Origin of the sequence: Paenibacillus nitricinens, assembly GCF_052056485.1 — a bacterium.
Classification (GTDB): domain Bacteria; phylum Bacillota; class Bacilli; order Paenibacillales; family Paenibacillaceae; genus Paenibacillus_AQ; species Paenibacillus_AQ nitricinens.
Genome location: NZ_CP183948.1, coordinates 758686 through 772972, shown reverse-complemented (window position 1 = coordinate 772972; position 14287 = coordinate 758686). Strand labels below are relative to the sequence as shown.

The 14287-nt window shown below is 48.1% G+C and carries 12 protein-coding genes; 1 reads left to right on the top strand and 11 read right to left on the bottom strand.

Annotated elements, in window-relative coordinates; translation table 11 throughout:
- Nucleotides 1–79 precede the first annotated feature (79 nt).
- From ilvA to purM, 6 genes are all read right to left on the bottom strand, one after another.
- Nucleotides 80–1342: a threonine ammonia-lyase IlvA gene (ilvA, locus tag ACN6KS_RS03470; protein WP_094874362.1), complete on the bottom strand. Its 1263-nt coding sequence runs from the start codon at nucleotides 1340–1342 to the stop codon at nucleotides 80–82.
- Nucleotides 1343–1536: 194 nt separating this feature from the next.
- Complete coding sequence (locus tag ACN6KS_RS03465) at nucleotides 1537–2832, bottom strand: SEC-C metal-binding domain-containing protein (protein ID WP_094874361.1); 1296 nt, start codon at nucleotides 2830–2832, stop codon at nucleotides 1537–1539.
- A gap of 288 nt (nucleotides 2833–3120) precedes the next feature.
- The gene (purD, locus tag ACN6KS_RS03460) at nucleotides 3121–4386 is read right to left on the bottom strand and encodes a phosphoribosylamine--glycine ligase (protein ID WP_440961349.1); all 1266 of its coding nucleotides are present in this window, start codon (nucleotides 4384–4386) and stop codon (nucleotides 3121–3123) included.
- Between the two features lie 23 nt (nucleotides 4387–4409).
- The gene (purH, locus tag ACN6KS_RS03455) at nucleotides 4410–5957 is read right to left on the bottom strand and encodes a bifunctional phosphoribosylaminoimidazolecarboxamide formyltransferase/IMP cyclohydrolase (protein ID WP_094874359.1); all 1548 of its coding nucleotides are present in this window, start codon (nucleotides 5955–5957) and stop codon (nucleotides 4410–4412) included.
- Nucleotides 5958–6127: 170 nt separating this feature from the next.
- Nucleotides 6128–6745 (bottom strand): phosphoribosylglycinamide formyltransferase, encoded by a 618-nt coding sequence (gene purN, locus ACN6KS_RS03450; RefSeq protein ID WP_094874358.1) that lies wholly within the window; start codon nucleotides 6743–6745, stop codon nucleotides 6128–6130.
- Nucleotides 6745–7785, bottom strand: coding sequence for a phosphoribosylformylglycinamidine cyclo-ligase (gene purM / locus ACN6KS_RS03445; RefSeq protein ID WP_094878712.1), 1041 nt, complete (start codon nucleotides 7783–7785; stop codon nucleotides 6745–6747). The genes purN and purM overlap by 1 nt, the downstream gene beginning before the upstream one ends.
- A gap of 400 nt (nucleotides 7786–8185) precedes the next feature.
- On the opposite strand from purM, the gene ACN6KS_RS03440 reads away from it, so the two are divergent.
- A complete protein-coding gene (locus ACN6KS_RS03440) occupies nucleotides 8186–8392 on the top strand; it encodes a hypothetical protein (RefSeq protein ID WP_440961348.1) in 207 nt (68 codons plus the stop codon).
- A gap of 166 nt (nucleotides 8393–8558) precedes the next feature.
- On the opposite strand, the gene purF is transcribed toward ACN6KS_RS03440, so the two are convergent.
- From purF to ACN6KS_RS03415, 5 genes are all read right to left on the bottom strand, one after another.
- Nucleotides 8559–10055, bottom strand: coding sequence for an amidophosphoribosyltransferase (gene purF / locus ACN6KS_RS03435; RefSeq protein WP_440961347.1), 1497 nt, complete (start codon nucleotides 10053–10055; stop codon nucleotides 8559–8561).
- A complete protein-coding gene (gene purL, locus ACN6KS_RS03430) occupies nucleotides 10040–12286 on the bottom strand; it encodes a phosphoribosylformylglycinamidine synthase subunit PurL (protein WP_094874354.1) in 2247 nt (748 codons plus the stop codon). The genes purF and purL overlap by 16 nt, the downstream gene beginning before the upstream one ends.
- Nucleotides 12264–12953, bottom strand: a complete 690-nt coding sequence (gene purQ, locus ACN6KS_RS03425) for a phosphoribosylformylglycinamidine synthase subunit PurQ (RefSeq protein WP_076121674.1) — start codon at nucleotides 12951–12953, stop codon at nucleotides 12264–12266. Before purQ ends, purL begins: the two co-directional genes overlap by 23 nt.
- Before the next feature lie 5 nt (nucleotides 12954–12958).
- Complete coding sequence (purS, locus tag ACN6KS_RS03420) at nucleotides 12959–13204, bottom strand: phosphoribosylformylglycinamidine synthase subunit PurS (RefSeq protein WP_036680912.1); 246 nt, start codon at nucleotides 13202–13204, stop codon at nucleotides 12959–12961.
- A 127-nt stretch (nucleotides 13205–13331) separates the two neighbouring features.
- Nucleotides 13332–14222, bottom strand: a complete 891-nt coding sequence (locus tag ACN6KS_RS03415) for a phosphoribosylaminoimidazolesuccinocarboxamide synthase (protein ID WP_076286947.1) — start codon at nucleotides 14220–14222, stop codon at nucleotides 13332–13334.
- Nucleotides 14223–14287: the final 65 nt, after the last annotated feature.

Below are 14287 nucleotides of genomic sequence, written 5' to 3'. Positions count from 1 at the left end.
TACAAAAGGCCCGTCCCCATTCATTCCGGGACGGGCCTTTCTATGTTCATTAACGAAATGATTAAAGTGATGAAAGAAATTAAATAAGGATGTTAAAGAGATTGGAATCCTTATTGATTTCTACATAATCTACACCCTTCTGCTGCATCCGTTCGATAAGTGGTTCATAAGCCTCAATGGACAATAGCTCTATGCCTACAAGCGCGGGGCCATTCTCTTTATCATGCTTCTTGATGTACTCGAAACGGGTAATATCATCCTCTGGACCGAGGATTTCGTCCAAGAACTCACGCAGGGCACCTGCCCGTTGTGGAAAGTTCACCATGAAGTAGTGCTTTAAACCTTCGTAAATCAGTGACCGCTCTTTGATCTCCTGCATACGGTCAATATCGTTGTTACCACCACTGATGATACATACGACCGTCTTCCCGCGGATTTGATCACGGTATTGATCTAGTGCTGCAATAGGTAAGGAACCTGCCGGCTCAACCACTATAGCATTCTCGTTATACAGCTCCAGAATGGTGGTACAAGCCTTGCCTTCAGGCACCATCACGATATCATCCAGATGCCGGGAACAAATATCATAAGTCAGTCCGCCAACGCGCTTTACAGCCGCTCCGTCCACGAACTTGTTAATTTCTTTTAGCGTTACCACTTCTCCAAGTTTGATCGCTTCAGTCATTGAAGCAGCACCAAGCGGTTCCACACCAATCAACTTAGTGGATGGACTCACCGTCTTCACATAAGTGGCTATTCCTGCTGCCAGACCGCCCCCACCAATCGTTACGAACATGAAATCTGCAGGATGGTCCAGATTCTCCATTACTTCCATAGCTATCGTTCCATTGCCTGCAATAATTCTCGGCTCATCAAACGGGTGGATCAACGTCATACTATGGTCTATACAAGCTTGCAGCGCTTCATCATAAGCATCATCGAAGGTATCGCCCTTCAGGATGACTTCAACGAACTCACCGCCGAATTTCCGAACTTGTTTGATCTTCTGGTTAGGTGTCGTGGTTGGCATATAGATCTTGCCCTTAATTCCAAGCGCCTTACAGGAATAGGCTACACCTTGCGCATGATTTCCTGCACTCGCACAGACAATGCCTTTGGCTCTATCTTCTGCTGACAAACTACGAATCATATTATAAGCTCCGCGAATTTTGAAGGAGCGCACAATTTGCAAATCCTCACGCTTCAAATACACATCGCAATCATACTTGGCCGATAGTACGGCGTCACGCTGTAGTGGAGTCCGGATGATGACCTCCCGCAGTACGTGATGAGCCCGTACGATATCTTCCATTCCTACGATTCGGTCTTCCTCTTCTCTCATAACCCTCTCGCCTCACTATCATCTATTCATTCTACTTCTTGTAAACATACTCTCCCAAAGACATTTTTTCAAGCATTGTCCGCTGTACACAATACAATTATTAATTCAAATCTTATACTTTTTTATATTAAAAAGAGACTACAGGAATCTCCTATAGTCTCTTAAGTTCATGTACGTCCAAGATCTGAATTCTACTAATCCTGTTGCTTCAGCATCCACTTCAATAGATCAGGTAGGCTTGTCCACAAACGTGAGTGTACAATCACATATTCGATAGCTTCATTAGCGTCGCCCATCCCCACAAAATCCGGAAGATTATGCGGCAATCTTTTGAGCCCTAACAAATAATCAGGCACATGCTTGTTCACATTCCGCGCTACGCGGTACAACATTTTCAGTTGGGACGTAATCCCATTCTTCTTATATTCTAAGACCATACGGTCGTAAGCTACTGTCGCCGCTGCATCATTACCAAACTTCTCCAGAACATTTTCTGTCTTCTTGAGCTTGTTGGTGTAGAGATACGCAGCCGTTAGAAGGTAACGCGCACCAGTGTTATCTTCAGGATTCAACTCAAGAATGTGCTCAAGTACTTTTTGTGCTTCTTCAGCATTTCCGCTAAACCAGCAGGAGTCAGCGTAGCTTTTACAGATTCGAATGTATGGACGCGTCTCGTGGAGGCCCCAGAAATGTCCTTTATTCTCTGCAAAAAAAGCTTCTCCCAGCTCACGCGCACCCGCTTCCATCCCTGCTTTCAGGAAAGCACGAGCATCTGCTTCATTCTCTGCTTCCTCAGCCAAAATGAGATAAGCATCCGGACTGTCCGGATAAACCTCTAATGCGGCTTCAGCTAACTGTATCCGGCGGTTGGATGAATTGGTTTGCATAGCCTTTTGTAATAGTGCTTGCTCCTGATCCTTCGGACTGCCTGAGATGTTCAGCAAAAGTAATTCTTCTTCCGCACCACCCATGCCATATTCCTCAATGTAATTGAGCATCTCTTTAACTTTTCTAGAGATGGTAGGCGTAGTAACCTCATGTTTGGTAGCAAGATCCGCTTGTGTTAGGGAGAAGCCATATTCTTCAGACAAAATAAATTCGATCGCCGCGCAGAAAGAGCCCATTTTCTTCACAGCAGGCTTAGTCTTACGGGAATAACCATTCCACAGAACTAAAGCTTCCCAAATAAGCTCTCTATCATAGCTTTCTCTCATGCTCTCAATAAGGTGCAGCGCCAGTTGTTCATGTGCCGGATGCTCCCAATTCAGATCACGTGTCACTTTTTTTCTAAGCGTAGCAAGAGTAAGCTTCACTTCAGGTTGTGCAACGGGTTCCTGTTTCTCAGCCACAGTCTCGCTAGCTGCTGCTTCTTCCTTGTTTACAAGCTGCATGATGGACTCTACGGCAGAAGTTTCTTTACCAAGACAGCATTTCTTATATTTTTTCCCGCTTCCGCAAGGACACAAGTCATTTCTTCCAATCTTACTCAAAACGAATTCCTCCTTAAATCTGTGAGTAGCCATTCGCCATAAGCGTAATCGCTAGTATGCACTATAAGTATCATCATTTCCAGGCACGAGGCATCCTTTATAAGGTTACTGCACAAAGTCTGAAGGACTCCGATTTAAAAGGGCCTTCCCATGATCGGAAAGGCCCTTATCTGTATATATCCGCACATTTTCCCCCGTACGTGTAGTATTATAGCACTTCTTCTATCACTTGTCAGTCCTTTTTTAGGACTTAAAGCGCAAAAAAATGCTAGATACAGTTCTTTATCCTTATACCAATGCCTTCATAGCGATATCAGTACGATTTTGTTTCCCGGAAAAAGTGATTCCTTCTGCCCTAGCGTATGCTACAGCACGAGCTTCAGCAATCGTAGCACCTAGGCCTACCACGCCTAGTACCCGACCACCATTCGTCACCCAGCTTCCGTCTTCACCACGCGCCGTACCAGCATGGAAGATTAGCCCTCCTTGGCTGTCTTCAAGACCTTCAATGGATACACCCTTTGGATAAGGACCTGGATATCCTCCCGAAGCGAGAACTACGCATACAGCCGCTTCGTCGCTCCATTCAATGTCGATATCTGTAAGTCTGCCCTCTGTGACTGCCAGAAAGATTTCTAGCAAGTCACTCTTGAGTCTAGGCAACACGACTTGTGTCTCAGGATCACCGAAACGGGCATTAAATTCAATCGTCTTCGGTTTCCCCTCTGGAGAAATCATCAGTCCCGCAAACAGTACACCGCTGAAAGGACGACCTTCGTCCACCATGGCTTTTGCTGTCGGCTTAATGATAGTCTCAATCGCTTCTTGGATAATGGCCTCATCAATATGTGGTAAAGGCGAATAGGTACCCATTCCACCGGTATTAGGACCTTTATCTCCATCAAATACCGGCTTATGATCCTGAGCAGCAGCCATAGGACGTACCGTTTCTCCATCGACAAATGCCAAAATCGACATTTCCTGTCCAGCTAGAAATTCCTCAATAACAACCTGAGCGCCTGCTTCACCGAATACCTTAGTGACCATAATATCAGCGAGCGCTAGCTCAGCTTCTTCCCGAGAATAAGCTACTGTCACGCCTTTGCCTGCTGCCAGCCCATCTGCCTTGATTACGATCGGAAGCGGCTGTTCCCGCAAATAAGCTAGCGCAGCTTCATAGTCGTCGAATTTCTCATAGGCTGCTGTCGGAATATTATATTTATGCAGAAGATCCTTCATAAAGGTTTTACTGCCTTCGATCTCCGCCGCATTCTTGCGTGGGCCAAACACAGGAATATCCTGTGCTTCAAAAGCGTCCACAATCCCAGCAGCGAGCGGATCATCTGGCCCGATGACAACAAGACCTACTTCCTTCTCTTTCGCAAAAGCCGTCAGACGATCGAACTCAAAGACTCCGATCGGCACACATTCGGCTAACTGCGCAATCCCGGCGTTGCCGGGTGCGCAATAGATTTCACCTGCTTTGGGGCTTTGGGAAAGACTCCAGATTATCGCATGTTCCCGGCCACCACCGCCAACCACTAAAATATCCATTAGAATATGATCCTCCCAGCGTTCTAGTGTTTGAAATGACGGACGCCTGTGAAGACCATAGCAATACCATACGCATTAGCGACCTTAATCGATTCTTCGTCTTTAATGGAGCCGCCAGGCTGAATCACAGCAGTGATTCCTGCTTTTGCTGCCATTTCAAGCGTATCGCCCATGGGGAAGAAAGCGTCGGAAGCGAGTACGGCTCCCTTAGATTTTTCACCAGCTTGTTCGATGGCAATTTTAGCTGCACCGACACGGTTCATTTGTCCTGCACCTACGCCAACAGTCATATCATCAGCAGCCAGTACAATCGCATTAGACTTCACATGCTTAACTACTTTCCATCCGAACAACAACTGCTTCAATTCTTCTTCGGTTGGTTTACGGTCCGTAACAACTTGTAGATCATCCGGGTTCACAGAGTGCACATCGCTCTCCTGTACAACCATACCTCCATCGATGGAGGTAACTACGAAGCTGCTCTTACGCGCACTAGCCGTACTAAGATTACCGATTTTAAGCAAACGGAGATTCTTTTTCTTCGTAAGGATTTCCAGTGCTTCTTCCGTAAAGCCTGGTGCCAACACGATTTCGAGGAAAATATCTTTCAGCAGATTTGCTGTGTCTGCATCAATAATGCGGTTTGCTGCTACAATTCCGCCAAAGATAGAAGTTGGATCCGCGTTGTAAGCTTTTTGATAAGCTTCGTATACACTTTCACCCGCACCTACACCACAAGGGTTCATATGTTTAACCGCTACGACAGCAGGCTCTTCAAATTCTTTCACAATTTGCAGTGCTGCGTTTGCATCATTGATATTGTTGTAAGACAACTCTTTGCCGTGCAATTGCTCAGCCGCAGTGAGTGTATCCAGTGCCGCCAATGGCTTGCGATAGAAAGCCGCTTTTTGATGCGGGTTCTCACCATAACGCAGATCCTGAATCTTCTCATAAGTCACGGTGTAGCGCTCTGGTAGAGGCTCGCCAGTAACGTTAGCCAAATAATCGGAAATTAAGGCATCGTAAGCCGCCGTATGACGGAACACTTTTGCCGCAAGACGTTTGCGTGTTTCTAGCGTTGTATCTCCACCTGCGCGAACTTCTTCAAGCACTGTAGCGTAGTCATTAGCATCCACCACTACACTCACAAAAGCATGGTTCTTCGCCGCAGAACGCAGCATTGTAGGTCCGCCGATATCGATATTCTCGATGGCTTCCTCGTAGGATACGTCAGGTTTTGCGATCGTTTCCGCGAACGGATACAGATTCACAACAACCAGATCGATGTAATCCAGACCCAGCTCTTTCATTTGACGCGTGTGCTCCTCATTATCACGAACCGCAAGCAATCCGCTGTGTACAGCAGGGTGCAAGGTTTTGACACGTCCGTCCATGATTTCCGGGAATCCTGTCACATCGGAAATCCCGATGACTGGAACACCTTCTTTAGCCAAAAGCGTGCTTGTTCCACCTGTAGAGATAATTTCTACGCCTAATGCAGACAACTCGCGGCAAAAATCCACGATACCTTGTTTATCCGATACGCTGACTAGCGCTCTTTTGATACTCACTTTGAATAGTCCCCCTTCAGGTTGTACAAACTTATACTTTCTTATATTTTGAAGAAAACCCACAACGCGACATAGAACGCCGCTTATGCAATATTTCCCGAGAAATACCCTGAAACAGCTCGGTCTGTCACCAAATGTCGATCCAAAACTTCAAATGGCTGTGGTGCAGCTTACTTTTCGCGGATAATCGCCTTTCTTCCACTCAGTTCCACTTTCCCGCTGGCAATAGCGCCAACCACTTCGGGATACAGCTCATACTCAACCTTATGAATACGTTCTGCCAATGCATCCGCCGTGTCGTTATCCTGCAGGGCTACGCTGCGCTGAGCAATAACAGGCCCGGTATCCATACCTCCATCGACAAAATGCACAGTAACACCCGTCAGCTTCACGCCATAATCCAGTGCTTGTCCGATTGCATCTTTTCCTGCAAAAGCAGGCAGCAGCGATGGATGAATGTTAATAATTCGTCCAGCATACGGCGTTAAAAGCACTGGCGTAATAAGACGCATGTATCCTGCCAGCACAACCAGCCCGATTTCCCGCCGCTGAAGCTCTGCTACAATCTCTGCTTCGTAGAGTTCACGGCTGGCGAAGTCTTTTGGCCGCAGCAAGAGGGCGGGAATGCCCGCATCCTCCGCTCGCTTAGCTACAGGTGCCTCTGGCTTGTCAGATACAAGCAGCTCAATATTGCCCTCACCAAGCAAGCCTGCTCTCTGTGCATCGATCAGTGCAGCAAAATTACTGCCTTGCCCAGAAGCAAAAACAGCGATTCGACTTAATTGCATCACACTTCAGCTCCAGTAAAGGTTACTTTGCGTTCCCCTTCTGTCACTTTACCAATGATATAAGCCTCTTCTCCGCTCGCTTTGAGCAGTTCAAGGGCATGTTCTCCATCAGCAGCACTAACAACCAGAACAAGTCCAATTCCCATATTAAAAGTAGTAAACATATCACGGTTGCTTACGTTTCCTTTGTTCTGCATCAATCCGAAGATCGGCAGAATCGGCCACGATCCGTAATTAATCTCCACATCTACACCGTCAGGCAATACGCGCGGGATGTTCTCGATGAATCCGCCACCCGTAATATGTGCCATCCCTTTCACCGGAAGCTGCTCCAAGAGCGCCAGCAAAGGCTTCACATAAATCTTAGTTGGTGCCAGAAGGACATCGACAAGCGGAGCTCCAAGCTCCGGAAGCACATCATTCAGGCCATAGCCATCTTCCTCAAGCAAAAGCTTACGCACCAGCGAGAAGCCGTTGCTGTGCACACCACTGGAAGCCAAACCAATCACTGTATCTCCAGCAGCGATGTTAGCGCCTGTTACCAGCTTCGCTTTGTCAGCTACGCCAACTGTGAATCCAGCGATATCATATTCGCCCGCTGAATACATGCCTGGCATTTCAGCCGTTTCGCCGCCAATCAGCGCACAACCTGCTTGGTGACAGCCCTCTGCGATTCCTGCTACAATCGCTTCGATTTTCTCCGGCACGACTTTGTCGCAAGCCAGATAGTCGAGGAAAAATAACGGCTCCGCGCCTTGCACTACAATGTCGTTCACGCACATAGCTACAGCATCGATCCCAATCGTGTCATGGCGATCCGCCGCGAACGCGATTTTGAGCTTCGTGCCTACACCATCAGTTCCCGATACGAGCACTGGCTCTTCATATTTATCTTTATTGAGGCCAAACAACGCTCCGAACCCACCAAGATCCGTCATTACTTCTGGACGGTAAGTACGTTTCACGTGCTTTTTCATGCGTTCTACCGCTTCGTTACCAGCCGCAATATCCACTCCGGCGTTTTTATAAGCTTCCGACACTTGGGACACCTCATCTTATTTTAATTTAGAGCGCGTTTGCGGGGCATTCGGGATTTGTTTGGTGGTTATACGGGAGCTATTACAAGGAATGTTTGGACTTCCGATCGCTGTTATGTTTGGATTTCCTGATTTAAACCGCTATCTGCGGTAGAAATCCAAACATAAGCGTATGCTTACGAAGCGAGCTTTCCTTCGGAAAGCTTTCGGGCGAACGCTAACGCTTCTACAGTTCCAAACTTCCTCTCCATAACTCCCTCCAACCACCGCTTTCACCCTACTGCAAGCCGCAGTGCGCGCCTTGCACACGAACCTCAAGACCTCGGTGCATGAGCTGCGCCATGCACCTCCTTAAGCGAAACAAGCGGGTCCTGCATTTGCGCAGCAAACAGGGACGAGCTTGGTGAGCTGCTCTTGGAGCTTCGGGCGCAGCCGAGCGCCTTCCTTAGCGAGACTAGCGGGTTCCGCATTTGCGCAGCAAACAGGGACGAGCTTGGTGAGCTGCTCTTGGCGCTCAGGGCGCAGCCGAGCGCCTTCCTTAGCGAGACTAGCGACAGCTTGGCGAGCCAGTCCCGGCGGCGATAAGCAGCCGGGGGGCGGAACGCCGTAAAGCGTGTCCCGACCGTGCGAAGCACACAGGGACAAAGCGAGCACCTGCATCCACACCCTCTTAGCAAGCTATAACCAAACTCCTACCGCCGAGCTTTCGGGTGGCCGGAGGGCAGAGCCCTTCGGAATCCCCCTTAGCAAGGGAGACTTAGGGGGATGGACCTACGCTAGCAACTGCAACCGTCCTTCTCCGCCCCGCCAAAATCAACCTGCGTCGGGTAATCGTTATCGAAGCAAGAAAGGCATAAGCCGCCTTTGTAATCATCTTTGTTGTGACCACCAATGGAAGTGATTAGGCCCTCCGGTGACAAGAATGCCAAGGAATCGGCATTGATCTCTTCGCACATTTCCGCAATGGTCTTGTAGGATGCGATGAGATCGCGGCGGTCTGGGGTATCAATGCCGTAGAAGCAAGGATTCTTGAAGGGCGGCGATGTAATCCGCACATGCACTTCAACAGCTCCCGCTTCACGGAGCAGATTGACGATCCGCCGTGAAGTTGTTCCACGCACGATGGAATCATCGATCATGACGACACGTTTGCCATCAACCACACTGCGCACGGCGCTTAGCTTCATTTTCACACCTTGCTCACGCAGCTCTTGGCTCGGCTGGATGAAGGTCCGGCCTGTATACTTGTTCTTGATGAGACCAAGCTCATAAGGAATACCCGTCTGCTCCGCAAATCCAATGGCTGCCGAGATACTTGAATCCGGTACACCAGTTACGAGGTCAGCATCTACGAAAGCTTCTAATGCCATGCGGCTACCCATCCGCTTACGGGCGGTGTGCAGGTTAGCGCCATTCATATCACTGTCTGGGCGAGAGAAGTAAATATACTCCATCGCGCACAGCGCTTTACGTTTTGGCTCGGTAAAACGGTCCTCTGACAGGCCATTTTTATCAAGCACGAGCAGTTCGCCAGGTTCGATATCACGGACTAACTGTGCTCCGATAACTTCTAAGGCGCAAGATTCGGAAGCAAAAATATAGGCGTCGCCGATCCGTCCCATTACAAGCGGACGCAAACCATGGGAATCCGAAGCGACAATTAATTTGTCATTCGTCATAAGCAGAAAAGCAAACCCGCCAACCAGTTGTTTTAACGCATCCTTAGCCGCTTCAACAAAATCCTTTGGCGAACGCGCAATCAGATGTGCCAGCACTTCTGTATCACTTGTGGTTTGGAAGATCGATCCGCTTTGCTCAAGCTGTTTACGAATCAACGGTTCATTTACTATGTTACCGTTCGTAGCAATCGCTAAATCGCCGTCACGATATTTAAATACGAGCGGCTGTGCATTGGTTAAGCGGCTGTCTCCGCTAGTCGAGTAACGCACATGCCCGATGGACATGTCTCCAACTAGGGAAGCAATTTTGTCCTTGTCGAATACTTCTTTTACTAACCCCATCCCGCGGTGATAGTTGAAATCACGACCATCTGCTACGCAGATGCCCGCACTTTCTTCCCCACGGTGCTGTAAGGCGTGCAAGCCATAATAAGACATGGACGCCGCTTCCGGGTGTCCGAAGACCCCGAAAACGCCGCATTCTTCTTTTAATGTGTCAAAAATATCTCCCGAGCCCGTTCCTTCATTGTAAAAGTCACCAGTCCACAGGATAGGAGTCTCCTGCTCTTTCCCGGTCTTTATTTCATAAGACATGGAATAGCATCCTCCCAAACGAATTTTAGGTTCGCTACATCTTCATCTAATACGGATGCACCGTCCAGATTTACGCGCAGTCTGTCTCCACCTACAGTTCCGATGATTTCTACGGGTACGCCGCTGGCAGCAATCGCTGCTTTCAGCTCTTCCGCACGTTCAGGCGCTGCCGTCAGCACGATACGTGATTGGCTTTCGCTGAACAATGCTACATCGGATCTAAGTCCATTAGCAGATAGTTCAACGTTCGCACCAACGCCACCGCTGATACAGCTCTCTGCAAGTGCTACAGCAAGGCCGCCTTCGGACAAGTCATGTGCCGAACGCACCAGACCGCCGCGAATTGAGCTAAGCACTGCGCTCAGCAGTTTTTTCTCCGTATCCAAATCCAAAGCTGGAGGACGGCCTTCCGTTACACCATGAACGGCATATTGAAATTCACTACCGCCAAGCTCCGCTTTTGTTACGCCTAGCAGAAGGATGGAATCTCCTTCTTGTTTGAAGCCTTGAGTCGTAATATGATCCGTATCCGTTACTAAACCAACCATGCCGACAACCGGCGTTGGGTAGATGGAGCCCGTAGTATTTTCGTTATAAAGACTGACATTCCCGCCGATAACCGGAGTATCCAGCACACGACAAGCTTCAGCCATCCCATCAACCGCACGCTCCATTTGCCAGAACACATCAGGTTTCTCAGGGTTTCCGAAGTTTAGGTTATCGGTAATAGCAAGCGGTTCAGCACCCGAACAAACGATGTTACGAGCCGCTTCGCTGACTGCAATCCGTCCACCCACTTCAGGATCAAGATAGACGTAACGACCGTTACAGTCCGTAGTCATCGCAAGTCCTTTACGTGTGCCATGAATGGTAACTACAGCCGCATCAGATCCAGGTCGAACAGCCGTACTAGTCCGTACCATGTAATCATACTGGTTGTATACCCAGGCTTTGCTTGCTACGGTTGGTGATCCAAGCACCGTGCGCAGAGCGCCGCCTAGATCCGTAACTTCCGCGTAACGAAGCGTATCTACTGATTCATTTTCTACATAATAAGCAGGAACCTCAGATGGTTTGTTATACACTGGACACTCATCCACAAGCGCTGTTACTGGCATGTCACCAACAACCTCACCGTGATGGTACAGCTTCAAGCGACCATCATCCGTAACTTTACCGACTTTACAGCAGATAACGCCCCAGCGATCAAAAATCTCTTGCGCCTGTGCCTCATCCTTCGGCTCTACTACGAACAACATCCGTTCCTGCGATTCCGAAAGCATCATTTCATAAGGGGTCATGCCATCTTCACGTTGTGGCACCTGATCAAGATACAGCTCCAAACCGTTGCCCGCTTTACTTGCCATCTCGGCACTAGAGCAGGTAAGTCCAGCCGCACCCATATCCTGAATCCCAATAACGATGCCGCTGTCGATCAATTCCAGGCAAGATTCCATTACGAGTTTCTCCATAAACGGATCGCCTACTTGTACAGCTGTACGTTTAGCTTCTGACTCTTCACTTAGTTCAACGGATGCAAAAGTAGCCCCATGAATCCCATCACGTCCAGTAGGAGGACCTACGTAGAAGACGGGGTTCCCTACACCTTTAGCGACACCACGTTGGATTTTATCATGATCAATTAGACCGACACACATTGCGTTAACAAGCGGGTTACCGTCATAGCTATCATCGAACATGATTTCGCCGCCCACGGTTGGAATCCCGATACAGTTACCATAGCCAGCAATACCAGACACCACATGCTCGAACAAATATTTCACGCGATCGCTTTCCAGCTTGCCGAAACGCAAGGAATTGAGCAGTGCGATAGGTCTTGAGCCCATGGAAAAAATATCACGAATGATCCCACCTACGCCTGTTGCCGCACCTTGAAAAGGTTCTACCGCTGAGGGGTGGTTATGACTTTCAATTTTGAATACAACCGCTTGGTTATCTCCGATATCTACAATCCCTGCGCCCTCGCCAGGTCCCATCAGGACACGTGGCCCAGTAACTGGGAAACGTTTCAACAATGGCTTAGAGTTCTTGTATGCACAGTGTTCGGACCACATTACGCTGAACACGCCAATTTCAGTATAGTTCGGCAAACGTCCCATAAAAGACTTGATGAGCTCATATTCGCTGTCCGACACACCGAATTGGCTGTAAATTTTCTGCTCTGCGATCTGTTCTGCGGTCGGTTCCTTAACGGATACTTGCTGCGTCATGACGATCCCTCCAAGTCTTCAGTATAGATGTGAACATTCGTTTGCCATCTTCAGATCCGAGCAAGCTGTTAGCTGCACGCTCAGGGTGAGGCATCATGCCGACTACATTCCCCTGCACATTACTAACACCCGCAATATCAGCTACAGAGCCATTAGGATTATCGCTATATGTGAACACAATCTGATTGTTAGCTTTTAGCTCAGCTAAAGTCTCTTCATCACAGTAGTAGTTTCCTTCGCCGTGAGCGATCGGGATGACGATTTCTTCATCCTTAGCATAATCAATAGTAAATGGGGTTTCGTTATTAACAACCTTAAGCACTGTATCATGACAACGGAACTTCATGGACATGTTACGACGCAGCGCGCCTGGCAATAAACCAGCCTCAGTAAGAATTTGGAACCCGTTGCAAATGCCTAGCACGAATTTCCCTTGCTCTGCTGCTTTAGCAACCTCAGCCATTACAGGAGCAAATCTTGAAATCGCGCCGCAGCGCAGGTAATCACCATATGAGAATCCGCCTGGAACCAAAATGCAATCATACGCCGACAAATCTGTCGCTGTATGCCACACATAATCGACTGGTTCGCCGAGACTGTCCTCTACCGCCTTGTAGCAATCAATATCACAGTTAGAGCCTGGGAAGACAAGTACAGCAAATTTCATGTCGTTTAGTCCTCCAATTCGTAGCGGTAATCCTCGATCACCGTGTTGGCAAGTAGCTTTTCGCACATTTCCTTGAGGCGCACTTCTGCTTCAGCACGGTTATCCGTGTCTAAAGTCAGCTCCATATATTTCCCAATACGCAAACTTTCAACTTCTTGAAAACCTACCGAATGAAGTGCTCCTTGCACTGCTACACCTTGTGGATCGAGAACGCTCTTCTTAATGGTGACATATACCGTCGCTTTTAACATATGCTTGTAGTTCCTCCTAAATTTTTATGTGTATATACTTTCTGAAAGCTGAAACTCTACTAAAAGTAACTCTAGCTTTAAAAACATACACTTCATTTATTCCCATGAGTAAACACACAATGTTGAGCTATAAAGACTTGCCAGTAAGACGATGATAAATGTCAAGATAACGGCGCGTAGTTTCTTCAACTACTTCTAGTGGAAGTGGATCCGGTTTGCTATTTTTATCCCAGGAGGATGCAGATAGATACGTACGAACAGGTTCTTTATCCATACTATCAATTTCGATATCAAGCGCGTATTTGTCCTTGGCCCAGAAACGTGAAGCATCCGGCGTAAAAATCTCATCTATCAGAATCACCTTGCCATCCAGCAAGCCGAATTCAAATTTGCAATCTGCTAGAATGATTCCCCGCTCCGCACAATACTCTCTGGCAAAAGAGAACAATTGCAAGCTCTTCTCCTGCAGCTCGAGTGCCAGATCAGCACCGATTAGCTCCTGCATCTTTTCAAAAGGAATATCCTCATCATGACCTACATCGTTTTTAGCCGCAGGGGTAAAGATTGGCTGTGCCAGCAGCGCATTTTTGCGCAAGTTCTTAGGAAGCTCAATACCATTCACTTTGCCCGTTTCTTGATACTGTCTCCAGCCCCCACCAGTGATACACCCACGAACAACACATTCGATATCGATGCGCTCTGCTTTGCGTACCACCATAACACGGTTTCTGAGAGCTTCCTTGTCCTTAACGATGTCTCCGAGCAGATCCACATCGATATGAACGACATGATTCTCCATCAGCTCTTTGGTCTTTCCAAACCAGAACGCACTCAGACGGTTAAGCACATTGCCCTTTTCAGGTACCGCCGGGTCCAGCACATAGTCAAAAGCAGATATCCGATCCGTGACGACGATCAGTACATTCTCCCCTAAATCATATAGCTCACGAACTTTCCCTTTATAGAGCAGCGGCGCATTGATGAGTTCCACGGCTGTGGATACGGCCGACGATGTCATGACCTTTCCTCCCTTGAACTAATGATCTTCCTAAGTTGGGCTGGTCTAGGAGGAAGCACTTCCGA

What these genes read in the sequence shown, in the direction of transcription:
- ilvA (WP_094874362.1), bottom strand. Translation starts at nt 1,342, where the DNA reads ATGAGAGAAGAGGAAGACCGAATCGTAGGAATGGAAGATATCGTACGG.
- purD (WP_440961349.1), bottom strand. Translation starts at nt 4,386, where the DNA reads ATGGATATTTTAGTGGTTGGCGGTGGTGGCCGGGAACATGCGATAATC.
- purN (WP_094874358.1), bottom strand. Translation starts at nt 6,745, where the DNA reads ATGCAATTAAGTCGAATCGCTGTTTTTGCTTCTGGGCAAGGCAGTAAT.
- purF (WP_440961347.1), bottom strand. Translation starts at nt 10,055, where the DNA reads ATGTCTTATGAAATAAAGACCGGGAAAGAGCAGGAGACTCCTATCCTG.
- purL (WP_094874354.1), bottom strand. Translation starts at nt 12,286, where the DNA reads ATGACGCAGCAAGTATCCGTTAAGGAACCGACCGCAGAACAGATCGCA.
- purQ (WP_076121674.1), bottom strand. Translation starts at nt 12,953, where the DNA reads ATGAAATTTGCTGTACTTGTCTTCCCAGGCTCTAACTGTGATATTGAT.
- purS (WP_036680912.1), bottom strand. Translation starts at nt 13,204, where the DNA reads ATGTTAAAAGCGACGGTATATGTCACCATTAAGAAGAGCGTTCTCGAT.
- ACN6KS_RS03415 (WP_076286947.1), bottom strand. Translation starts at nt 14,222, where the DNA reads ATGACATCGTCGGCCGTATCCACAGCCGTGGAACTCATCAATGCGCCG.